We start from the raw sequence: 20,467 nt of genomic DNA, 5'->3' as shown, positions 1-20,467 counted from the left end.
GGGGTCGGTCTCAGTTCGGGTTGGGCGGTTCGCCGGGCGGCTCGGAGGCCGGCACGGTCCCGAGCGCGGCGACCAGCGCGATCTCCCGCTTCAGCAGCGCCAGCTCCTCGGTCAGCCGCGCGCGGGTGTCCGGCGCCTCCAGCAGCCGCTGGCGCTCGCCCAGCGGCAGCACGGCCGCGGCGGCCACGAGGTAGGACAGCACCCCGGGGTCCTCCGGGGCGGTGGCCCCGCCGATGCCCAGCTGCTCCCGGTACTCGGTGAACCGGGACTCCACGGCCGCGGCCAGCGCCGCGACGTCCCCGGGGACGGGGGCGTCCTCGTCGTCCTCGTCCTCGTCCTCGCCGTACGCCTCGACCAGGCCGGTGAGGTAGGGGGTGCCGGCCTCGTCGTCCAGCCCCAGGAGGCGGAAGCGGGTCGCGCCGACGGTGACGATCTCGTAGCGGCCGTCGTCCAGCTCGGTGACCTCGCGCAGCACGGCGACGCACCCGACCTCGTGCAGGGCGCGCGCGTTCCCGTCGCCGACCTCGTGGCCCTCGCGGATCGCCACGACCCCGAAGCCCTTGAGGCCGTCGCGGTCCTCGGCGACGAGGTCCTGCACGAGGCGCCGGTAGCGCGGCTCGAAGACGTTCAGCGGCAGCACGAGCCCGGGGAAGAGCACGCTGCCGAGGGGGAACAGGGGCAGGCGCTGGGGCACCGGCGCAGTCTAGGGGTCCGCGCCCGCCGGGCGACCGGGCCGTGACGCCGCGTCCGTACACTCGTGCCGTGACCACCGCCGCCCAGCCCGCCGCCCCGGCGCCCGCCGCGGGCACCGTCCCCGCGCTGCGCCGCACCGACCTGCGCGGCCGCGCGCTCGACGCGATGGCGCTGCGCTCGGTGCTGCCCCGGGCGGAGGTCGACGTGGCCGCCGCGCTGGCCACCGTCGCCCCGATCTGCGAGGACGTGCGCGCCCGCGGCGCCGTCGCCCTGGTGGAGCTGACCGAGCGCTTCGACGGCGTGCGCCTGGGCGACGTGCGCGTGCCGCGCGAGGCGCTGCGCACCGCCCTGGCCGAGCTGGACCCGCGGGTGCGCGAGGCCCTGGAGGAGAGCGTGCGCCGCGCGCGCCTGGTGCACGCCGACCAGCGCCGCGCCGACACCACCACCCGCCTGGCCGCCGGCGGCACCGTCACCGAGCGCTGGGTGCCGGTGGACCGCGTGGGCCTGTACGTGCCGGGAGGGCGGGCGGTGTACCCCTCCAGCGTCGTGATGAACGTGGTGCCGGCGCAGGAGGCGGGCGTGGCCTCCATCGCGGTGACGAGCCCCGCGCAGAAGGACCACGGGGGTCTGCCGCACCCCGCGGTCCTGGCCGCGTGCGAGCTGCTGGGCGTGCAGGAGGTGTACGCGGTCGGCGGTGCGCAGGCGGTGGCGATGTTCGCCTACGGCGCCCGTGACGCCGCCGGCGAGGTCGTCGTGCAGCCGGTCGACGTGGTCACCGGGCCGGGCAACGTCTACGTCGCCTCCGCCAAGCGGTACGTGCAGGGCGTCGTGGGCATCGACTCCGAGGCCGGCCCCACGGAGATCGCGGTGCTGGCCGACGACACCGCCGACGCGCAGCACGTGGCGGCGGACCTGATCAGCCAGGCCGAGCACGACCCGCTGGCCGCGGCCGTGCTGGTCACCCCCTCCGAGGCGCTCGCCGACGCGGTCGAGGCCGCCCTGGCGCAGCGCGTGCCGGCGGCCCGGCACGCGGCGCGCATCGCCGAGGCGCTGGGCGGCCCGCAGTCGGGCATCGTCCTGGTCGACGACGTGGACGCCGGCGTCGCGGTCGTGGACGCCTACGCCGCCGAGCACCTGGAGGTGCAGACCACCGACGCGCGCGCGGTCGCGGCGCGGGTGCGCAACGCCGGCGCGGTGTTCGTCGGGGCCCACTCGCCGGTGTCGCTGGGCGACTACTGCGCCGGCTCGAACCACGTGCTGCCCACCGGCGGCACGGCGGCGCACTCCGGGGGCCTGAGCGTGCAGACGTTCCTGCGCGGGGTGCACGTCGTCGACTACGACGAGGCGGCGTTGCGGGAGGTCGCCGGCCACGTGGTGGCGCTGGCGGAGTCCGAGGACCTGCCCGCCCACGGGCAGGCCGTCACGGCGAGGTTCTCGTGAGCGGGCAGCCGCACGGCGCGGGGCCCGGCGAGGAGCCCGGCGACGAGCCCTCGGGGCTGGGGGAGGACTTCGACTTCGACGCGGCCTTCCAGCGCGAGTTCGGCCCGAAACCGCCGGTCCGCTCGGTGCTGGTGGTGCCGGTCGCGGACGCCGGCAAGCTCGCCGAGGTGTGCACGCTCGCCGGGGTGCGCGCGCACGTGGTCCCCGTGCGCGGCCTCGGCTGCGTGCTGGTCACCCACGACCCGGCCACCGGTGAGGACGATGCGCAGAAGCTGTCGGCGGTGCTGCGCCAGGTGGAGCTGCTGCTGCTGACCGTGCGCGAGGAGTCCATCGAGGGGCAGAGCTGGACCGCGGGCGAGCGCGGCGAGGACCCCAAGCCCGGCCTGCTGCTGTCGGTGTGGCCGGACCAGGTGCAGCAGCTCGTGCTCGGCCGCCTCGACCCCGCCGAGGCGGCGGGTGCCGCGCAGGGCGGCGAGGGCAACCGCCTCGGGGCGTTCTGGAAGCTGTTCAAGGGCCGCCCGGAGTCCTGACCGACCCGACCCGTCAGCGCCGACGGGCCGGGCGTGCTCTCCACCTCGTGGTGCCCCCGGCACGCGCACGCCTCCAAGGTGTCCAAGGACGTGGACAGTTGCCAGCAGGGCGGATGCTGTTCTAGGTTCCGTGGCGTGGAACCGAGTTCCACGTGCAGCAGGGGTCGTCGTCCCGCGCAGGAGCGGGTGGCACCGGCGCCGGTCGTCGCGAGCAGCGGCCGGTGCGAGCCCCGCACGTGCCGGTCACCTCCCGGCAGCACGGACCGAGCAGCACGAACGAAGGAGTTCTCGTGAGCGCCACGGCACCCCGGATCGCCGCCCTCGTGGGCGCGGCCGTCCTCACCGTCAGCGGCTGCAGCGCCGGGACGGGTTCCCCCGCCACGGCCGGCGGCGAGGAGAGCGGCTCGAGCGCCGACCGCGTCCTGCGCGTCGCCTTCAACCAACCGGAGGACCACCCGCAGTACATCGCCCTGGACCGCATGGGCGACCGCCTCGCCGAGAGCACCGACGGTGCCCTCGACCTCGAGGTCTACCCCAACGAGACCCTCGGCGCGCAGCGCGAGACGGTCGAACTCGTCCAGGCGGGCACGATCGACATGGCGCTGGTTGCCGGGCCGCTGCTGGAGAACTTCAACCCCGACTTCGTCGCCTTCAACCTGCCGTTCACGTTCACCTCGCAGGAGCACCAGCGCGAGACCCTCAACGACCCGGAGATCGTCTCGGAGCTGTACTCCTCCCTCGACGACGAGGGCATCCACGTCCTGGGCGCCTTCCACGGCGGGGTGCGTTCCGTCTACACCTCCTACGGTCCGGTCACCACGCCGGAGGACCTGGCGGGCAAGAAGATCCGCGTCATCGAGTCCGACACGAACATCGAGATGCTACGGCTCATGGGCGGAACCGGAACCCCGATGGGCCAGGGTGAGGTGTACACCGCCATCCAGAGCGGCGTCCTCGACGGCGCGGAGAACAACCCGCTGGTGTACTCCGGCCTCAAGCACGCCGAGATCGCCCCGTACTACAGCTACACGAAGCACCTGATGTTCCCGGACTACCTCATCGTCAACCCCTCCGTCCTGGAGAGCTTCACCGACTCGCAGCTCGAGGCGTTCCAGGAGGAGCTGGCCGCCGCCGTCGAGGAGGAGGGGCAGTTGTGGGAGGAACAGGTGAGCGAGGCGGTCGCCGCCGCCGAGGCGGCCGGCGCCCAGTTCAACGACGTCGACGAGGAGGCCTTCCGCGCGGCCATCGAGCCGCTGGTCGAGGAGCAGCTCTCCCGCAGCGACACCGTGCGCGCCCTGCACGAGCAGGTCGTCGCGGCCGCCGAGTGAGCGCCCTGCTGCCCGTCGGCCCGGAGGTGTTCCCGTGAGGACCGCCAAGTCCGTCCTCGACCGCGTGCTCACCGTCGTCTGCGTGGTGCTGTTCTCCGCGCTCGTGCTCGACGTCGCCTGGCAGGTGTTCGCCCGCCAGGTGCTGAACAGCCCCAGCGGGTGGTCGGGGGAGCTCGCCAAGTACCTGTTCATCTGGCTCGGGCTGCTGGGGTCCGCGCTCGTGTTCGGCGAGCGCGGCCACATCGCCGTGGACGTCGTGGCGCGTCGCCTGCCGGCGCCCGTCCAGCGCGTCCTGTCCGTGCTCGTGCAGATCGCCGTGCTGGTGTTCGCCCTGACCACCCTGGTGTGGGGCGGGTACCGCGTCGTGGCGCTGGCCTGGGACCAGAACCTCACCGGCCTGCCGGTGAACGTGGGACCGCTGTACCTGGCGCTGCCGCTGTGCGGCGTCCTCGTGACCTTCTACGCCGCGCACCACCTCGTGGCGGCGCTGACCGGCGCCGAGCAGCACGTGGTGCCCGCCGGCGATCCCGACGTCCTGTGAAGGAGTCCTGACCGTGGACGCTGCCGCACTCGCCAGCCTCGTGCTCGTCGGCGGGATCCTCGTGCTGCTGGTCGTGGGTGCCCCCGTGAGCATCGCGGTGGGGTTGTCGTCCACCGCGGCCATGTGCGCCGTGCTGGGTGTGGAGAACGGGCTGCTCACCGCGGCGCAGCAGGTGTTCCGGGGGATCAACTCCTTCCCCCTGCTGGCCATCCCGTTCTTCGTGCTGGCCGGGGTCGTGATGAACAACGGCGGCATCGCGCTGCGGCTGGTGAACGCCGCCAAGGTCCTCGTCGGCCGCACGCCCGGGTCCCTGGCTCAGACGAACGTCGCCGCGAACGCGCTGTTCGGTTCCGTCAGCGGTTCGGCGGTCGCCGCCGCGGCGGCCGTCGGCTCCACGATGACGCCGCTGCAGGCGAAGGAGGGCTACGACCGGAACTTCGCCGCGGCGGTCAACATCGCCTCAGCCCCCTCCGGCATGCTGATCCCGCCCAGCAACCTCGTCATCGTGTACTCGCTGGTGTCCAGCTCCTCCATCGCGGCGCTGTTCGTCGCCGGGTACCTGCCCGGCATCGCCTGGGCGCTGGTGTGCATGGCCATCGTCTTCCTCATCGCCCGCCGCCGGCCCGAACTGCGGTACACCGGTGGTCTGGGGATCGCTGCCAGTGCCCGGGTGGTCCTGGCGGCCGTGCCCGCGCTGCTGCTCATCGTCATCGTGATCGGTGGCATCCTGGCGGGGTTCTTCACGCCGACCGAGGCGTCCGTCGTGGCGGTGGTGTACTCGCTGGTGCTGGCGTTCGCCTACCGCGCGTTGCGGGTCCGGCAGTTGCCGTCGATCCTCATGGACGCCACCCGCACGACAGCCGTCGTGATGTTCCTCATCGGCGTCTCGTCCATCATGGGTTTCGTCCTCTCGTTCGCGCAGATCCCGGCTGCGGTCGCCGAGGCGATGTTCGGGATCAGCACGAACCCGGTCGTGCTCCTGCTGCTGATCGCCGTGGTGCTGCTCGTCGTGGGCTGCTTCATGGACCCCACGCCGGCCGTGCTGATCTTCGCGCCGATCTTCCTGCCGGTCGTCACCAGCTTCGGCATCGACCCCGTGCACTTCGGGATCATGATGGTGTTCAACCTGTGCATCGGGACCATCACCCCACCCGTCGGCCCGGTGCTCTTCGTCGGCGCCAAGGTCGCCGGGGTGAGCATCGAGAGCGCGGCCCGCAGCCTGCTGCCGTTCTTCGCCGCGATCGCCGTGATGCTCGTCGTCGTCATCTTCACCCCGGGCCTGTCGCTGTGGTTGCCCACGGCGCTCGGCCTGCTGTGAGAACCCCCTGAACCCCTGGAGGACCGCCGTGGAGCAGCGCTACGCCACGAACCCCGAGCAGGTGCCCGGCATGGACACCGAGGAGCTGCGGCGCCGCTACCTCGTGCAGGACCTGTTCCGCGAGGACGAGGTGCGCGCCGTGCACACCCACCACGACCGCGTCGTCCTCGCCGGCCTGGTGCCCGCCGCCGGCGAGCTGTCGGTGCCCGCGTTCCCGGAGGTCCGCAGCGAGCGGTTCTTCGACCACCGCGAGGCGGGCGTCGTGAACGTCGGCGGCCCGGGCCGGGCGCGCGTCGACGGGCAGGAGTTCGACCTGCCGCACGGCGCGTGCCTGTACGTGGGGCGCGGTGCGCGCGACGTCGTGTTCGACTCGCTGCGCCCGCACCGGGCGCAGGAGGGGCCCGCGAGGTTCTACCTGTTCTCCGCGCCGGCGCACGCGGCGCACCCGACGACCGCCGTGCTGCCGGGGGAGGGGACCGTGCGTGAGCTCGGCGACCCCCTCACCTCCAACCGCCGCACCCTGAACCAGTACGTGCACGCCGGCGGGGTGCGCAGCTGCCAGGTCGTCATGGGGGTGACGACCCTGCACCCGGGCAGCACGTGGAACACGGTCCCGGCGCACACCCACGACCGCCGCACCGAGGTGTACCTCTACTTCGATCTCGCGGCCGACGCGCGCGTCCTGCACGTCATGGGGCACCCGCGCGAGACCCGGCACCTCGTCGTCGCGTCCGACGAGGCGGTGATCTCCCCGAGCTGGTCGGTGCACTGCGGCGTGGGCACGGCCAGCTACAGCTTCGTGTGGGCGATGGCGGGGGAGAACCAGGCCTTCGACGACATGGACACCGTGCCCGTCACGGAACTGCGGTGACGGTGCGGACCGGGCGGGGCGGGGCACCGGGAACCCCGCAGGAGCACCCGGGTTCCCCGCGCGGGGCCGCGGGTGCACCCGGCGGAGCCAGCGCCAGCGAGAAGACCCTGCTGGTCCTGGAGGCGGCCCTGCAGCACCGCCGGTTCACCGACGTCGTCGAGGCCACCGGCCTGGCGAAGACCACCACGCACCGCATCCTGGCGACCCTGGCCGAGCGGGGGTTCGTCGTCGTCACCGCCGAGGGCTGGTACCTGCCGGGGCCGAAGCTGCTGTCGATGGCGGGCCAGGCGCTGCAGCGCATCGACATCTCCGCCCTCGCCCAGCCGTACGTCGACGAACTGGTGCAGCAGGTGCGCTGCACGGTGCACCTGGGCGTCGCCAACGGCGACGAGATCGTCTACCTGATCCGCGCCGACTCCGACAAGCCGTACCGCATGCCCTCCCGGGTGGGGCACGCCATCCCGCTGCACACCTCCGGCATCGGCAAGGTGGTGCTGGCGGCGTTCACCGACGACGGCGTGCAGCGCTACGCCGCCCGGACGGGGCTCCCGGCGCGCACCGCGAACACCATCACCACCGCCGCCGGGCTGCTCGATGAGGTGCGGCGGGTGAGGGAGTGCGGGTACGCCCTCGACCGGGAGGAGAACGTGCCCGGCGTCGGCTGCGTCGCAGCCCCGGTGCGCGACCACACCGGGACCGTCCGCTACGGGGTGAGCATCTCCACGATCACCCTCGAGCACGACCTGGAGCAGATCGAGGCGATGGCCGGCCTGGCCGTCGCCACCGCGCGGCGGATCTCCGCCGCCCTCGGCCACAGCACTCCCGCGACCCAGGACAGGACCAGCGCATGAGCACCACCGCCGACGCCGCGACCCGCACCGCAGGGGCGGCGATGCGGATCGTCATCACCGACTGCGACCACGACTCCCTGGCCGTCGAGCAGCGCGTCGCCGACGAGGCCGGGGCCGAGCTCGTGCTCGCCCCGCCCGGCGGCCGCGAGCAGCTCGTCGCCGCCGCCGCGGGCGCCGACGGGCTCGTCGTGCAGTACGCCCGCGTCGACGCCGCCCTCCTGGACGCGCTGCCGGGCGTGCGCGCGGTCGGCCGCTACGGCGTCGGCGTGGACACCGTCGACGTCGCCGCCTGCACCGAGCGCGGCGTGGCCGTGTGCAACGTCCCCGACTACGGCACCGAGTCCGTCTCCGACCACGCGATCGCCCTGGCGCTGGCCGCCGCGCGGCGCATCGCCTGGATGGACCGCGGCGTGCGCGCCGGCACCGCGGGCCTGGACGCGGTGCGCCCCGTGCACCAGGTCGGCGGGCGGGTGTTCGGCGTCGTGGGCCTCGGCCTCATCGGCGCGGCCACCGCCCGCAAGGCCGCCGGCCTCGGTTACGAGGTCATCGGCGCCGACTCCCGCCTGGAACCCGGCAGCACCGTGGCCGGGGTGCGCGTCGTGCCGCTGGAGGAGCTGCTGCGGCGGGCGCACGTGATCTCGCTGCACGTGCCGCTGACCGAGAGCACCCGCGGCCTGGTGGGCGCCGCGGAGCTCGCCCTCGTCCGGCCCGACGCCGTCCTGGTCAACACCAGCCGCGGCGGCGTCGTGGACTCCGCCGCGCTCGTCGACGCGCTGCGCGAGGGGCGCCTGCACGGCGCGGGCCTGGACGTGCACGAGGTGGAGCCGCTGCCGGTGGACCACCCCCTCGCGGCGCTGGACACCGTGGTGCTCACCCCCCACCTGGCCTGGTACTCCGAGGAGTCCTACGGCGAGCTCAAGCGCCGCACGGTGCAGAACGTCGTCGACGTGCTCGCCGGTCGCCGGCCCCGCGACGTCCTGAACCCCGAGGTCCTCGACGGCGGCCGGCGGTGAGCGGCCCGTTCGGCCTGACCGGCCGCACCGCCGTGGTCACCGGCGGCGGGCGCGGGCTGGGGCTGGGCATCTCCACGGCCCTGCTGCGCGCCGGCGCCGACGTCGTCGTCCTGGGCCGGCGGGAGGTGCCGGGCGAGCTGCACGAGGAGGCCGCCCGCCACGGCCGGCGGGTGCACCACCACGCCGTCGACCTCGCCGACGCGTCCGCCGTCGAGGCGGCGGCCCGCGCCGTCCTCGACGCGCACCGCGTGGACGTGCTCGTCAACAACGCCGGCGCGCAGGAGCGCCACCCCGCCGTGGACTTCCCGCTCCAGGCGTTCGACCGCGTCCTGGACGTGAACCTGCGGGCCGTCTTCCAGCTGTGCCAGCTCTTCGGCCGGCCGATGCTGGAGCGCGGCGAGGGGCGCGTCGTCAACGTCGCCTCGCTGCTGTCCTTCCAGGGCGGGCTGACCGTGCCGGCCTACGCCGCCAGCAAGGGCGCCGTGGCGCAGCTGACCAAGGCGCTGTGCAACGAGTGGGCCGGGCGCGGCGTCGGCGTCAACGCCGTCGCCCCCGGCTACATGGCCACCGACATGAACGAGGCGCTGCTCGCGGACCCGCAGCGCCTGGAGCAGTTGTCGGTGCGCATCCCCGCCGGGCGCTGGGGCACCCCGCAGGACGTCGGCGACGTCGTGGTGTTCCTGGCCTCCCCGGCCGCCGCCTACGTGCACGGCCACGTCCTGGCCGTCGACGGCGGGTGGCTGGCCCGGTGACCCCCGACCCCTCGCGCGAGGAGCAGCCCGTGGACGTCCTCACCGCCCTGGCGGCCCACCGCGTCGTGCCCGTCGTCGTCCTCGACGACGCCGCCCACGCCGACCCGCTCGCCGGTGCCCTCGTCGCCGGCGGCCTGCCCGTCGCGGAGATCACCTTCCGCACCACCGCCGCCGAGGAGGCGATCCGGCGGGTGGCCGCGCGCGGTGACGTCCTCGTCGGCGCCGGCACCGTCCTGACCCCCGCGCAGGTCGACCGCGCCGTGGCCGCGGGGGCGGCGTACGTGGTCTCCCCGGGGCTGAGCCGCGCCGTCGTGGAGCGCTGCGCCGAGCACGGCGTGCCGGTGCTGCCCGGCGCCGTCACCGCCACCGAGGTGCAGGCCGCGCTCGAGCTGGGCCTGGGCACGGTGAAGTTCTTCCCCGCCGGCACCTCCGGCGGAGCGGCGGCCGTGCGCGCCCTGTCCGCCCCGTTCCCGGACGTGCGCTTCGTCCCCACCGGCGGGGTCGGCCCGGGGAACCTGCACGAGTGGCTCGCCCTGCCCTCCGTCGCCGCGGTGGGCGGCTCGTGGATGGTGCCCCGCGAGCGCATCACCGCCGGTGACCTCGCCGCCGTGCGGGCCCTCGCCGCCGAGGCCGTCGCCCTGGCCGCCCGGTGAACGCGCAGGAGGGGCCCGGGGGGGAGGAGCTCGTGCCGCTGCGACCGGCGAGCGCGTGCCGCTGGGACCTGGTCTCCCTCGGCGAGGTCATGCTCCGCTTCGACCCCGGCGAGGGCCGCATCCGCACCGCCCGCCGCTTCGACGTGTGGGAGGGCGGCGGGGAGTACAACGTCGCCCGGGGGCTGCGCCGCTGCTTCGGCCGGCGCACGGCCGTGGTCACCGCGCTCGTCGACGACGAGGTGGGGCGCCTCGTGGAGGACCTCGTGCTCACCGGCGGCGTCGACACCGCGCTGGTGCGCTGGGTGCCCGGTGACGGCGCCGGGCGCACCGTGCGCAACGGCCTGAACTTCGTCGAGCGGGGTTTCGGGGTGCGCCGCTCCGTCGGCGTCTCGGACCGGGGGGGCACCGCGGTCAGCCGCCTGCGGCCCGGGGACGTCGACTGGGACGACCTCTTCGGCCGGCAGGGGGTGCGCTGGTTCCACACCGGCGGCATCTTCGCCGCGCTGTCGGACACGACGGCCGGGGTGGCCGCCGAGGCGCTCGCCGCGGCCCGCCGGCACGGCACCGCGACCTCCTACGACCTGAACTACCGGCCGAGCCTGTGGACCGGGCGCGGCGGCCCGGCCGCTGCGCAGGAGCTGAACCGGCGCCTCGTCGAGCACGTCGACGTCCTGCTCGGCGCGGGGCTGGCGGACCTGCCCGGCGACGGCGGCGACCCCGCCGAGCGGGTCCTGGCCGACGCGGCCGCGAACCCCGGCCTGAGGGTGGTCGCCACCACGCACCGCCGCGTGCTCTCCGCCTCCCGCAACGACTTCGGGGCGGTGGCGTGGTCGCGGCCCACCGGCCTGGTGGAGGGGCCGACGCTGCGCGACGTCGCGGTGCTGGACCGCATCGGCAGCGGCGACGCGTTCACCGCCGGGCTGGTCCACGGGTTGCTGGAGGGCGCACCGCTGCGGCGCGCAGTGGACCTCGGCGTCGCCCACGGCGCCCTGGTGATGACCACGCCCGGCGACTCCTCGGCGGCCTCGCTCGCCGACGTCGAGGCGGTGGCGGCCGCGGGGGAGGCCTCGGTGCTGCGTTGACCCCCGGGATCAGCGCTGCAGGACGACGACGACCTCGGAGTCGGTGACCCGGTCCAGCCCCGCGGTGAACCCGGCCACCTGCGCCTCGGTGCCGACGTCGAGGGTGACCTCCTGCCCGCCCACCTCCAGCCGCGCCGAACCGTCCCCGGCCTCCAGCAGCGTCGCCTCCACGCCCAGCACCGACACCTCGGGCCGGCCGTCGCGCGGGAACGTCACCGTGCAGCCGTCCAGGGTGCAGTCCGCGCTCGCGCCGCTGTCGGTGGAGGTGCTGCACGAGGCGGCCCCCAGGCCGAGGGCCAGGCAGGTCAGGGCGGTGGCGAGGCGTCTCACCCCTCGATGCTAGGCGGCGGCCGGGCCGTCCGGCCGCACTGCGCACCTCTGGGATGATGCCGCCGTGACCACCGACACCACGCGCCCGCCGGCCCGGGGGACCACCCTGGACGACCTCCCGCTGCGCGAGGACCTGCGCGGCGAGCACCCCTACGGTGCCCCGCAGCTGCACGTGCCGGTGGTGCTCAACGTCAACGAGAACCCGTACCCGGTCGCCCCCGAGGTCGTCGCCGACATCGCCGAGGCCGTCGCCCGTGCCGCGAGCGGCCTGAACCGCTACCCGGACCGCGAGTTCCTCGACCTGCGTTCCGACCTCGCCGCGTTCCTGCGCACCGAGTCCGGCGCCGAGCTGACGCCGGAGCAGGTGTGGGCCGCCAACGGCTCCAACGAGGTCATGCTCCACGTGCTGCAGGCGTTCGGCGGTCCGGGCCGCACCGCGCTGAGCTTCGCGCCCACCTACTCCATGTACCCGGAGTACGCGCGCGACACCCTGACCCGCTGGGTCACCGGCCGGCGCGCCGACGACTTCACCCTCGACGTCGAGCACGCCCGCGCGCAGATCGCCGAGCACCGCCCCTCCGTGGTGCTGCTGGCCAGCCCGAACAACCCCACCGGCACCGCCCTGCCGCCGGCCACGGTCGAGGCCGTCCTCGACGCCGTGGACGCGCTGCCGCAGCGCGCGGTCGTCGTCGTCGACGAGGCGTACGGGGAGTTCCGCCGCACCGGGGTGCCCAGCGCGCTGGAGCTGCTGCCGCGCCACGGCAACCTCGCGGTGAGCCGCACCATGAGCAAGGCGTTCTCCCTGGCCGGTGCGCGCGTGGGTTACCTCGCCGCCGCCCCCGCCCTCGTCGACGCGCTGCGCATCGTGCGCCTGCCGTACCACCTCTCGGCCGTCACGCAGGCCGTCGCGCGTGCCGCGCTGAAGCACTCCGCCACGCTGCTGTCCACCGTCGACGAACTGCGCGCCCGTCGCGACGAGACGGTGCAGTGGCTGCGCGGCAACGGGTACCGGGTCGCCGACTCCGACGCGAACTTCGCGCTGTTCGGCACCTTCGCCGATCGCCACGCCGTCTGGCAGGGCCTGCTGGAGCGCGGGGTCCTCATCCGCGAGACCGGCCCCGACGGCTGGCTGCGGGTGAGCATCGGAACAGAGGACGAGATGGCGGCGTTCTGCGAGGCGCTGACCGAGGTCGACGGGGAGAAGAAGTGAGCCGCACCGCGCGCATCGAGCGCAGCACGTCCGAGTCCAGCGTCCTGGTCGAGCTCGACCTCGACGGCACCGGGCGCACCGAGATCGACACCACGGTGCCGTTCTACGACCACATGCTCACCGCCCTGGGCAAGCACTCGCTGGTGGACCTCACCGTCCGCGCGAAGGGCGACACCCACATCGACGTGCACCACACGGTGGAGGACACCGCCATCGTCCTCGGCCAGGCGTTCCGGCAGGCCCTGGGCGACAAGACGGGCATCCGCCGCTTCGCCGACGCCACCGTCCCGCTCGACGAGGCCCTCGCGCACGTCGTCGTCGACGTCTCCGGCCGCCCCTACTGTGTGCACACCGGTGAGCCCGACGGGCAGGAGCTCCACCTCATCGGCGGGCACTTCACCGGCTCGCTGACCCGCCACGTGCTGGAGAGCTTCGCCTTCCACGCGCAGATCGCCCTGCACGTGCGCGTCCTCGCCGGCCGCGACCCCCACCACGTCGTCGAGGCCCAGTTCAAGGCCCTCGCCCGCGCCCTGCGCTACGCCGTCGAGCCCGACCCGCGCGTGCAGGGCGTGCCGTCCACCAAGGGAGCCCTGTGAGCAGGCGCGTCGTCGTCCTGGACTACGGCTTCGGCAACGTCCGCTCCGCCGTGCGCGCGCTGGAGCACGTCGGTGCCGACGTGGAGCTGACCGGTGACCGGAAGGCCGCGCTGGAGGCCGACGGGCTGCTGGTGCCCGGGGTCGGCGCCTTCGCCGCCGTCAACGCCGGTCTGGAGGCCATCGGCGGCGGCTCCATCGTCGACCAGCGCCTGGCCGGCGGACGCCCGGTGCTGGGCATCTGCGTGGGCCTGCAGGTGATGTTCGAGACCTCCACCGAGCCCGGCGACGGGGTCAAGGAGGGGCTGGGCCAGTGGCCCGGCACCGTCGAGCGCCTGCCCGCGCAGGTCGTGCCGCACATGGGCTGGTCCACCGTGCAGCCCCCGGACGGCTCCGTGCTGTTCGACGGCGTGGAGGACGAGCGGTTCTACTTCGTGCACTCCTACGCCGTGCAGCGCTTCGACTTCGTGGACACCACCGCCGGGCGCGTCCAGCCGCCGCAGGTGACGTGGGCCGAGCACGGGGTCCGCTTCGTGGCCGCCGTGGAGAACGGTGCCCTGGCGGCCACCCAGTTCCACCCGGAGAAGTCCGGCGACGCCGGGGCGCAGCTGCTGCGCAACTGGGTCGCCTCGCTGGGCTGAGCCCCGCGGGTGCTGGCCGCGCACGGCCCGGCGCCCGCGGCCCCGGGGCGTCCGTAGACTCCCCGCCCGTGACCAGCACCTCCCCGCGAGCCCCCCGCCTGCAGCTCCTGCCCGCCGTCGACGTCGCCGACGGTCAGGCCGTCCGTCTCGTGCAGGGCGAGGCCGGCAGCGAGACCTTCTACGGCTCCCCCCTGGAGGCGGCCCTGGCCTGGCAGGAGGCCGGCGCCGAGTGGATCCACCTCGTCGACCTCGACGCCGCCTTCGGGCGCGGCTCCAACCGCGAGCTGCTCGCCGACGTCGTCGGCCGCCTCGACGTGGCCGTGGAGCTGTCCGGCGGCATCCGCGACGACGCCTCCCTGGAGGCGGCCCTGGCCACCGGTTGCCGCCGGGTGAACCTGGGCACCGCCGCGCTGGAGGACCCGGACTGGACCCGCTCCGCCATCGCCCGCCACGGCGACCGCATCGCCGTCGGCCTGGACGTGCGCGGCACCACGCTCGCCGCGCGCGGCTGGACCCGCGAGGGCGGGGACCTGTGGGACGTCCTGGCCCGCCTGGACGCCGACGGCTGCGCCCGCTACGTCGTCACCGACGTCACCAAGGACGGCACCCTGCGCGGGCCGAACACCGAGCTGCTGCGCGAGGTCTGCGCGCGCACCAGCGCCCCGGTCGTCGCCTCGGGCGGCGTCTCCAGCCTCGACGACCTGCGCGCCCTGCGTGAGCTGGTCGAGGCGGGCGTGGAGGGCGCCATCGTCGGCAAGGCCCTGTACGCGGGGGCGTTCACCCTGCCGCAGGCCCTGGACGTCGCGGGCCGGCCCTGACCGCGCCGACCCCCGGCCCAGGGGGCGCCGACTCCGCCGGTGTCCCCTGGGCCGGGCGCACCCTGCTGCCCAACCCCTTCACCGGGGACGAGGGCCGGCGCGCGCCCGGGCTGGCGCGGGCGCTGGGCGAGTGGGCCGAGGCCCGGGCCGGCGGCGCCTCCCCGGAGCGGCTGCTGCGGGCGGAGGCGCGCGTGGTGGCCCAGCTGGCGGCCAGCAGGGTCTTCGCCCCGGTCGTCGCCGTCCTCGGGGAGCAGGAGGTCGTGGCCGCCGGTCCCGCGGGGGACAAGAGCGCCGACATGGCGCTGGCTCTGCTGACGCAGCCCGACGGCCGCCGGGGCCTGCCCCTGTTCACCGACCTGGACGCCCTGGCCTCCTGGCGCGCGGACGCGCGGCCCGTGCCGGTGCCCGCCGCCCGGGCGGCGCTTTCGGGCGTCCAGGAGCGCTGCGAGGTGCTCGTGCTGGACCCGGCCGGCCCGGTGCGCTTCGTGGTGCGCGGCACCGCGCTGCGTGCGCTCGCGCAGGAGCGCGAGTGGGTGCCGGCGCCCTTCGACGGCGCCGTGGAGGCGGCCGTGACGGATGCGCTGGCGGACCTGGTGCAGGTGCGCGGCGTGCGGCTGGAAGCCGGGAGCACCGCGGAGCTGCGCATTGTCGTCGGGGTGCTTCCCGGGCTGGACCGCGCCGGCGTGGAGGCGCTCACGGCCCGGCTGGCCGAGCGGCTGGGGTCCTGCCGGGTCGTGGCCGAGCGTGCGGAGTCCCTGGAGCTGACGCTCCTGCCGGCGCCCTGAAGCCTCCCGCGGGGGCTCCGGGGCGCCGGTCGGGGCGTCTCAGGACGCGACGGGGGCCTGCGGCGCGTCGGCCGGCGCGTCGGCCGCCTCCTGCGCGTCGGCGGCCACCGCGGTCCGGCGCTGGCGGATGGTCCACGCCGCGCCGGCCCCGGCGGCCAGCAGCGCGACCGCCGGCATCCACGGCTTGTTGAGGGCGTCGCCCAGCAGGCGGTCCACCGAGTAGCGCCCGGGGCCAGCCACGGCCAGGGCGGTGCTGGCCAGCCCGAGCACGGCCGGGTACTCCAGCCCCCCGGAGGTGGCCCAGAAGCCGTTGGGGGCGTGGACCGTGGCCGCGGCGGCCATCGTCGCCGCCGCCGTGGCACCGGCCGCCGGGGTGGCCAGGCCCAGGGCCAGCAGCGCCCCGCCGCCCGTCTCCGCCAGGCCCGCCGCCAGCGCGCTGCGCCGGCCGGGCCGGAAGCCCATGGCGTGCATGGCGCCCTGCGTGCCCTCCAGCCCGCCGCCGCCGAAGGCTCCGAACAGCTTCTGCGCCCCGTGCGCGGCCAGGGTCGCGCCCACCCCCGCGCGCAGCACCAAGCGGGCCAGGTCGCTCCTGCGGGTCCCGCCCGTGCGGCTGCTCAGCGTGTAGCTGACCGTCTCGCTCACCGTCTCGCTCACCGTGTCCTCGTCCTCCGTCCCGCGGGGCCGGTGCCCCGGTCCTGCGACACTCAACCACTGCGCCGGGCCGGGAGCGCGGCGGGCGGGGCGTGGTTCAGACCACGCTGCCGGTCAGCCGCTCGCCGGGCCCCTTGCCCGGCGGGTCCGGCACCGGGGAGGCCTCCCGGAACGCCAGCTGCAGGGAGCGCAGGCCGTCGCGCAGCGAGCGCGCGTGCTGCCCGCCGAGGTCCGGCGCGGAGGTCGTGACCAGGCCGGCCAGGGCCGTGATGAGGATGCGTGCCTCCGCCAGGTCCAGGTGGTCGGCGGCGTCGGGTCCCTCGGCCAGGCCGCACTTGACGGCCGCGGCGCTCATGAGGTGCACGGCGGCCGTGGTGACGACCTCGACGGCCGGCACGTCGGCGATGTCGCGGGCCAGTTCCCGCGTCGGGTCCTGGGCCGGGTCGTGAGCCGGGTCCACGGGCTGGGAGGTGGGGTCGGGCTGCATGCTGCTACCCTGACAGGTGACCGACCGGCTCACGTCACCGGTCCGCGCCTGGCGCGGGCGGGCGTTCGTGGGGCCGGAGCGTGAAGCGGAGGCCTCCTCCCACCCCGGTGCGCACGCGCGCCGCGGGTCCCGGTCCCTCTCCCGTCCGCGGGAGAGCAAGGCGTCGTCGTCGCCCTCGTGCGCCGCGGTGCCGGATCAGGCAGGCCTCCGTGCACGTCCGAGCACGGGGGCCTTCTCCGTGTCCGGCGGCCCCGCCCGACGACGAAGGAGCAGCACATCAGCGAGCCCCGCATCAACGACCGCATCCGTGTTCCCGAGGTGCGGCTCGTGGGCCCCAACGGTGAACAGGTCGGCATCGTGCGCGTCGAGGACGCGCTGCGGCTGGCGGACGAAGCGGGTCTCGACCTGGTCGAGGTCGCTCCGACGGCGCGACCGCCGGTCTGCAAGCTCATGGACTTCGGCAAGTTCAAGTACGAGTCCGACATGAAGGCCCGCGAAGCGCGCAAGAACCAGACCAACACGATCCTCAAGGAGATCCGCTTCCGCCTGAAGATCGACCCGCACGACTACGCCACGAAGAAGGGCCACGTCGAGCGGTTCCTCAAGGCGGGGGACAAGGTCAAGGTGATGATCATGTTCCGCGGTCGTGAGCAGTCGCGCCCCGAGATGGGCTTCCGGCTGCTGCAGCGCCTCGCGGAGGACGTCGCCGACCTCGGCAGCGTCGAGAGCTCGCCGCGCCAGGACGGCCGGAACATGGTGATGGTCATCGGGCCGCACAAGAAGAAGGCCGAGGCCAAGGCCGAGGAGCGCCGCCGCAAGGACTCCGAAGCCGCCGAGCAGGCCGAGAGCGTGTCGCAGCCCTCGCAGGACGAGGGCGCGCAGCCCGACCAGACGGCCGCCACCGCGTCCTGACGCCAGGCCCGCTGGACCGGGCCCGCCCCCTGCCGGCGGGCCCGGTCCGGTGCGCCGACAGACCCGCGCCGGGCACCACCCGGCACCGACCACAGGAGAGACCCCCCGTGCCCAAGAACAAGACCCACTCCGGCGCCAAGAAGCGGTTCCGCATCACCGGCTCCGGCAAGGTCATGCGCGAGCGCGCCAACAAGCGCCACCTGCTCGAGGTCAAGCCGAGCACCCGCACCCGCCGTCTCTCCATGGACGCCGTGGTGGCTCCCGCGGACGTCAAGAAGATCAAGAAGCTCCTGGGCCGCTGACCGCCGCCACCACCCGCACACCCCCCGCGCGGAGCGCGCGGCCGTCGCCGACGGCCCGCTGACGCCCGCGCACGACGAGCAAGGAGAACCCCCGTGGCACGCGTGAAGCGCGCAGTCAACGCCCAGAAGAAGCGTCGCGTCGTCCTCGAGCAGGCCAGCGGCTACCGCGGCCAGCGCTCGCGGCTGTACCGCAAGGCGAAGGAGCAGGTCACCCACTCCCTCGTCTACGCGTACCGCGACCGCAAGGCGCGCAAGGGCGACTTCCGCCGCCTGTGGATCCAGCGGATCAACGCCGCGGCACGCGCCGAGGGCATGACCTACAACCGGTTCATCCAGGGCCTGAAGGCCGCCGGCATCGAGGTCGACCGCCGCATGCTGGCCGAGCTGGCCGTCTCGGACGCTCCCGCGTTCGCCGCCCTGGTGAAGACCGCCAAGGCCGCCGTGCCGGCCACCCCGGTCGCCGAGGGTTCCGCTGCCTGAGCAGCGCCGGCACGACCCCGCACGCCCGGCAGCGGCCGTGCTGACCGATCCGCGTTCCGCGCGGGTCCGGTCGGTGCGGTCGCTGACCGGGCGTGCGGCGCGTTCACGGCACGGGCGCTTCCTCGCCGAGGGGCCGCAGGCCGTGCGCGAGGCCGTGGCCGCGCACGTCGCCGGACCTGCGCCGGTGGTGCTGGAGCTGTACGCCACGCAGGACGCCGCCGAGCGCCACGCCGCGATCGTGACGACCGCCGCCGAGCACGGCGTGCGCGTGTGGACCGTCGCCGAGGACGTCCTGGCGGTCATGACCGACACCGTGACCCCGCAGGGCCTGGTGGCGGTGTGCCCCACCGCGACCACCGCGCTGGAGGACGTCCTGGCCCGCCGCCCGCGCCTGGTGGCCCTGCTGGACCGCGTGCGCGACCCCGGCAACGCCGGCACGGTCCTGCGCGCCGCGGACGCCGCGGGCGCCGACGCCGTCGTGCTCACCGCCGGGAGCGTGGACGTCTTCAACCCCAAGTGCGTGCGCTCGACCGCCGGCAGCCTGTTCCACCTGCCCGTGGTCGTCGGCGTGCCGCTGGACGACGCCGTGCGGGACCTGCAGCGCGCCGGCTGCGCGGTGCTGGCCGCCGACGGCGCCGGGGCGCTGGACCTGGACGACCTCGCGGACGCCGCCGCCGCCGGTGCGGGGGCGCCGGTCGACCTGACCGCCCCCACGGCGTGGCTGTTCGGCAACGAGGCCGCGGGCCTGGACGACGCCGGCCGCGCCGCCGCGGACGCCGTCGTGCGCGTCCCGCTGCACGGGCGCGCCGAGAGCCTGAACCTCGCCACCGCCGCGGTGGTGTGCCTGTACGCCAGCGCCCGCGCCCAGCGCCGGCGCTGAGACCGCACGGGCCGGTGCGTCGCCGGGCGCGGTGATCCGCCGCCCATGCCCTAGCCTCGGCCCGTGCCCGAGCCGAGGGGGACGACCGCGGCCGCTGCCGCGGCGGCGCTCCCGGTGCTGCCCCCGCACGAGCGCACCGCCGGCGCGGACGGTGCCGGCGGCGCGGCCCTCGTCCCGCTGGACGAGCTGCCCGACGGGGTGGTGCTCGTCGGCGCGGACGGGCGCATCACGGCCGTCAACGCCGCCGCCGCGGCGCTGCTGGGCCGGGAGCGGCACGCCCTCGTGGGTTCGGACGTGCGCCGCGCGCTGCCCCTGCAGGACACCTCCGGACGGCGCTGGTGGGACGTCGCCGACCCCTCCCTCGACTCCTCCGACGGACACTCCGAGCGCATGCTGCTGCTGCCGGGCGGGCGCGAGCTGCTCGTGACCGCCCGCTACGTGCGGTCCGGGGACGGGCAGGTGCAGCGGGCGGTGGTGGCCCTGCGCGGCACCGGCGAGCGGCGGCGCGCCGAGTCCGACGCAGCCAGCCTCATCGCCACCGTCGCCCACGAGCTGCGCTCCCCGCTGACGTCGGTGAAGCAGTTCACGGCCAGCCTGCTGCGCCGCTGGGACCGCTTCACCGACGAGCAGAAGCGCCTCATGCTCACCACGGTGCAGGCGGACGCCGAGCGCGTCACCCGGCTGGTGGGCGACCTGCTGGACGTCTCGCGCGTCGACACCGGGCGCCTGCACGTGCACCGCCGGCCGGTGGACCTGCCCGCCCTGGTGCGCGAGCACGTCGAGCGGCTGCGGGTGGCCGGCTACGAGGACGACCGCTTCGAGCTGCGGCTGGCCGGCGGGCTGCCGGAGCTGTGGGCGGACCCGGACCGGCTGGCGCAGGTGGTCACCAACCTGGTCGAGAACGCCGTGCGGCACGGTGCCGGCACGGTGGTCATCACGCTCGCCCACGACCCCGCGCTGGACCCCGCCGAGCCGGGCGAGGTGGTGCTGACGGTCGACGACGCCGGTGAGGGCGTGCCGCCGGAGAACCGGCCGTACGTCTTCTCCAAGTTCTGGCACGGCGGCAGCCGCAGCGGCACGGGCCTGGGCCTGTACGTCACCCGCGGCCTGGTCGAGGCCCACGGCGGGGACGTGCAGGTGTCCGCCTCGCCGGCCGGGGGCGCGCGCTTCCGGGTCCGGCTGCCGGCCGGCGAACCGCCCGCTGCGCGGTGACGTCCCGCGGTGACGTCCCGCGGTGACGTCCCGCGGTGACGTCCCGCGGTGACGTTCCACGGTGACGCCGCGCCCGGGGCGTCTGCGAGGATCA

General features: G+C 75.3%; 25 protein-coding genes. 21 read left to right on the top strand and 4 right to left on the bottom strand.

Annotated elements, in window-relative coordinates; all coding sequences use genetic code 11:
• Positions 1-10 precede the first annotated feature (10 nt).
• A complete protein-coding gene (locus ACRYR9_RS09715; protein ID WP_432494232.1) occupies positions 11-694 on the bottom strand; it encodes an LON peptidase substrate-binding domain-containing protein in 684 nt (227 codons plus the stop codon).
• Between the two features lie 164 nt (positions 695-858).
• On the opposite strand from ACRYR9_RS09715, the gene hisD reads away from it, so the two are divergent.
• The 11 genes from hisD to ACRYR9_RS09660 all read left to right on the top strand — a co-directional run bounded on the left by hisD (position 859) and on the right by ACRYR9_RS09660 (position 11,072).
• Positions 859-2,133 (top strand): histidinol dehydrogenase, encoded by a 1,275-nt coding sequence (hisD, locus tag ACRYR9_RS09710; RefSeq protein WP_432494286.1) that lies wholly within the window; start codon positions 859-861, stop codon positions 2,131-2,133.
• Entirely contained in the window at positions 2,130-2,663 is a 534-nt protein-coding gene (locus tag ACRYR9_RS09705) for a hypothetical protein (protein WP_432494234.1), read from the top strand. The genes hisD and ACRYR9_RS09705 overlap by 4 nt, the downstream gene beginning before the upstream one ends.
• A 290-nt stretch (positions 2,664-2,953) precedes the next feature.
• A complete protein-coding gene (locus ACRYR9_RS09700) occupies positions 2,954-3,991 on the top strand; it encodes a TRAP transporter substrate-binding protein (RefSeq protein ID WP_432494236.1) in 1,038 nt (345 codons plus the stop codon).
• A gap of 34 nt (positions 3,992-4,025) precedes the next feature.
• Complete coding sequence (locus tag ACRYR9_RS09695) at positions 4,026-4,532, top strand: TRAP transporter small permease (protein ID WP_432494238.1); 507 nt, start codon at positions 4,026-4,028, stop codon at positions 4,530-4,532.
• Positions 4,533-4,545: 13 nt separating this feature from the next.
• Positions 4,546-5,850, top strand: coding sequence for a TRAP transporter large permease (locus ACRYR9_RS09690; RefSeq protein WP_432494240.1), 1,305 nt, complete (start codon positions 4,546-4,548; stop codon positions 5,848-5,850).
• A gap of 28 nt (positions 5,851-5,878) precedes the next feature.
• Positions 5,879-6,721 carry a 5-dehydro-4-deoxy-D-glucuronate isomerase gene (gene kduI, locus ACRYR9_RS09685; protein ID WP_432494242.1) on the top strand — a complete coding sequence of 281 codons (843 nt, stop codon included), beginning with the start codon at positions 5,879-5,881 and terminating at the stop codon, positions 6,719-6,721.
• Complete coding sequence (locus ACRYR9_RS09680; RefSeq protein ID WP_432494244.1) at positions 6,718-7,572, top strand: IclR family transcriptional regulator; 855 nt, start codon at positions 6,718-6,720, stop codon at positions 7,570-7,572. Before kduI ends, ACRYR9_RS09680 begins: the two co-directional genes overlap by 4 nt.
• On the top strand, positions 7,569-8,585 hold the full coding sequence (locus ACRYR9_RS09675) for a C-terminal binding protein (protein ID WP_432494246.1): 1,017 nt from the start codon (positions 7,569-7,571) through the stop codon (positions 8,583-8,585). Before ACRYR9_RS09680 ends, ACRYR9_RS09675 begins: the two co-directional genes overlap by 4 nt.
• The gene (locus ACRYR9_RS09670) at positions 8,582-9,337 is read left to right on the top strand and encodes a glucose 1-dehydrogenase (RefSeq protein ID WP_432494248.1); all 756 of its coding nucleotides are present in this window, start codon (positions 8,582-8,584) and stop codon (positions 9,335-9,337) included. Before ACRYR9_RS09675 ends, ACRYR9_RS09670 begins: the two co-directional genes overlap by 4 nt.
• Complete coding sequence (gene eda / locus ACRYR9_RS09665) at positions 9,334-9,990, top strand: bifunctional 4-hydroxy-2-oxoglutarate aldolase/2-dehydro-3-deoxy-phosphogluconate aldolase (protein WP_432494249.1); 657 nt, start codon at positions 9,334-9,336, stop codon at positions 9,988-9,990. Before ACRYR9_RS09670 ends, eda begins: the two co-directional genes overlap by 4 nt.
• 89 nt (positions 9,991-10,079) lie before the next feature.
• On the top strand, positions 10,080-11,072 hold the full coding sequence (locus ACRYR9_RS09660; RefSeq protein WP_432494288.1) for a sugar kinase: 993 nt from the start codon (positions 10,080-10,082) through the stop codon (positions 11,070-11,072).
• Between the two features lie 9 nt (positions 11,073-11,081).
• Here ACRYR9_RS09660 and ACRYR9_RS09655 read toward each other — a convergent pair whose 3' ends face one another.
• Entirely contained in the window at positions 11,082-11,402 is a 321-nt protein-coding gene (locus ACRYR9_RS09655) for a hypothetical protein (RefSeq protein ID WP_432494251.1), read from the bottom strand.
• A 64-nt stretch (positions 11,403-11,466) separates the two neighbouring features.
• On the opposite strand from ACRYR9_RS09655, the gene ACRYR9_RS09650 reads away from it, so the two are divergent.
• The 5 genes from ACRYR9_RS09650 (at position 11,467) to ACRYR9_RS09630 (ending at position 15,449) form a co-directional block, all read left to right on the top strand.
• The gene (locus tag ACRYR9_RS09650) at positions 11,467-12,612 is read left to right on the top strand and encodes a histidinol-phosphate transaminase (RefSeq protein ID WP_432494253.1); all 1,146 of its coding nucleotides are present in this window, start codon (positions 11,467-11,469) and stop codon (positions 12,610-12,612) included.
• Entirely contained in the window at positions 12,609-13,208 is a 600-nt protein-coding gene (gene hisB / locus ACRYR9_RS09645) for an imidazoleglycerol-phosphate dehydratase HisB (RefSeq protein WP_432494255.1), read from the top strand. The genes ACRYR9_RS09650 and hisB overlap by 4 nt, the downstream gene beginning before the upstream one ends.
• Positions 13,205-13,846, top strand: coding sequence for an imidazole glycerol phosphate synthase subunit HisH (gene hisH, locus ACRYR9_RS09640; protein WP_432494257.1), 642 nt, complete (start codon positions 13,205-13,207; stop codon positions 13,844-13,846). Before hisB ends, hisH begins: the two co-directional genes overlap by 4 nt.
• 68 nt (positions 13,847-13,914) lie before the next feature.
• A complete protein-coding gene (gene priA, locus ACRYR9_RS09635; RefSeq protein ID WP_432494259.1) occupies positions 13,915-14,664 on the top strand; it encodes a bifunctional 1-(5-phosphoribosyl)-5-((5-phosphoribosylamino)methylideneamino)imidazole-4-carboxamide isomerase/phosphoribosylanthranilate isomerase PriA in 750 nt (249 codons plus the stop codon).
• Between the two features lie 191 nt (positions 14,665-14,855).
• Positions 14,856-15,449, top strand: coding sequence for an SseB family protein (locus ACRYR9_RS09630; protein ID WP_432494261.1), 594 nt, complete (start codon positions 14,856-14,858; stop codon positions 15,447-15,449).
• A gap of 39 nt (positions 15,450-15,488) precedes the next feature.
• Here ACRYR9_RS09630 and ACRYR9_RS09625 read toward each other — a convergent pair whose 3' ends face one another.
• Complete coding sequence (locus ACRYR9_RS09625; RefSeq protein WP_432494263.1) at positions 15,489-16,103, bottom strand: DoxX family protein; 615 nt, start codon at positions 16,101-16,103, stop codon at positions 15,489-15,491.
• Positions 16,104-16,197: 94 nt separating this feature from the next.
• Positions 16,198-16,587, bottom strand: coding sequence for a DUF1844 domain-containing protein (locus tag ACRYR9_RS09620; protein ID WP_432494265.1), 390 nt, complete (start codon positions 16,585-16,587; stop codon positions 16,198-16,200).
• 276 nt (positions 16,588-16,863) lie between these two features.
• On the opposite strand from ACRYR9_RS09620, the gene infC reads away from it, so the two are divergent.
• The 5 genes from infC (at position 16,864) to ACRYR9_RS09595 (ending at position 20,373) form a co-directional block, all read left to right on the top strand.
• A complete protein-coding gene (gene infC, locus ACRYR9_RS09615) occupies positions 16,864-17,499 on the top strand; it encodes a translation initiation factor IF-3 (protein WP_432494290.1) in 636 nt (211 codons plus the stop codon).
• Positions 17,500-17,606: 107 nt separating this feature from the next.
• Positions 17,607-17,801, top strand: coding sequence for a 50S ribosomal protein L35 (gene rpmI / locus ACRYR9_RS09610; protein WP_432494267.1), 195 nt, complete (start codon positions 17,607-17,609; stop codon positions 17,799-17,801).
• A 93-nt stretch (positions 17,802-17,894) separates the two neighbouring features.
• Positions 17,895-18,281, top strand: a complete 387-nt coding sequence (gene rplT / locus ACRYR9_RS09605; RefSeq protein WP_432494269.1) for a 50S ribosomal protein L20 — start codon at positions 17,895-17,897, stop codon at positions 18,279-18,281.
• A gap of 73 nt (positions 18,282-18,354) precedes the next feature.
• Positions 18,355-19,161, top strand: a complete 807-nt coding sequence (locus ACRYR9_RS09600) for a TrmH family RNA methyltransferase (protein WP_432494272.1) — start codon at positions 18,355-18,357, stop codon at positions 19,159-19,161.
• A 63-nt stretch (positions 19,162-19,224) separates the two neighbouring features.
• A complete protein-coding gene (locus ACRYR9_RS09595) occupies positions 19,225-20,373 on the top strand; it encodes a sensor histidine kinase (protein ID WP_432494274.1) in 1,149 nt (382 codons plus the stop codon).
• Positions 20,374-20,467 lie beyond the last annotated feature (94 nt).

This window comes from Kineococcus auxinigenes (assembly GCF_050871525.1).
Lineage (GTDB): Bacteria > Actinomycetota > Actinomycetes > Actinomycetales > Kineococcaceae > Kineococcus.
The sequence above is the reverse complement of the archived record's forward strand: the minus strand, read 5'-3'. Positions and strand labels throughout refer to the sequence as shown.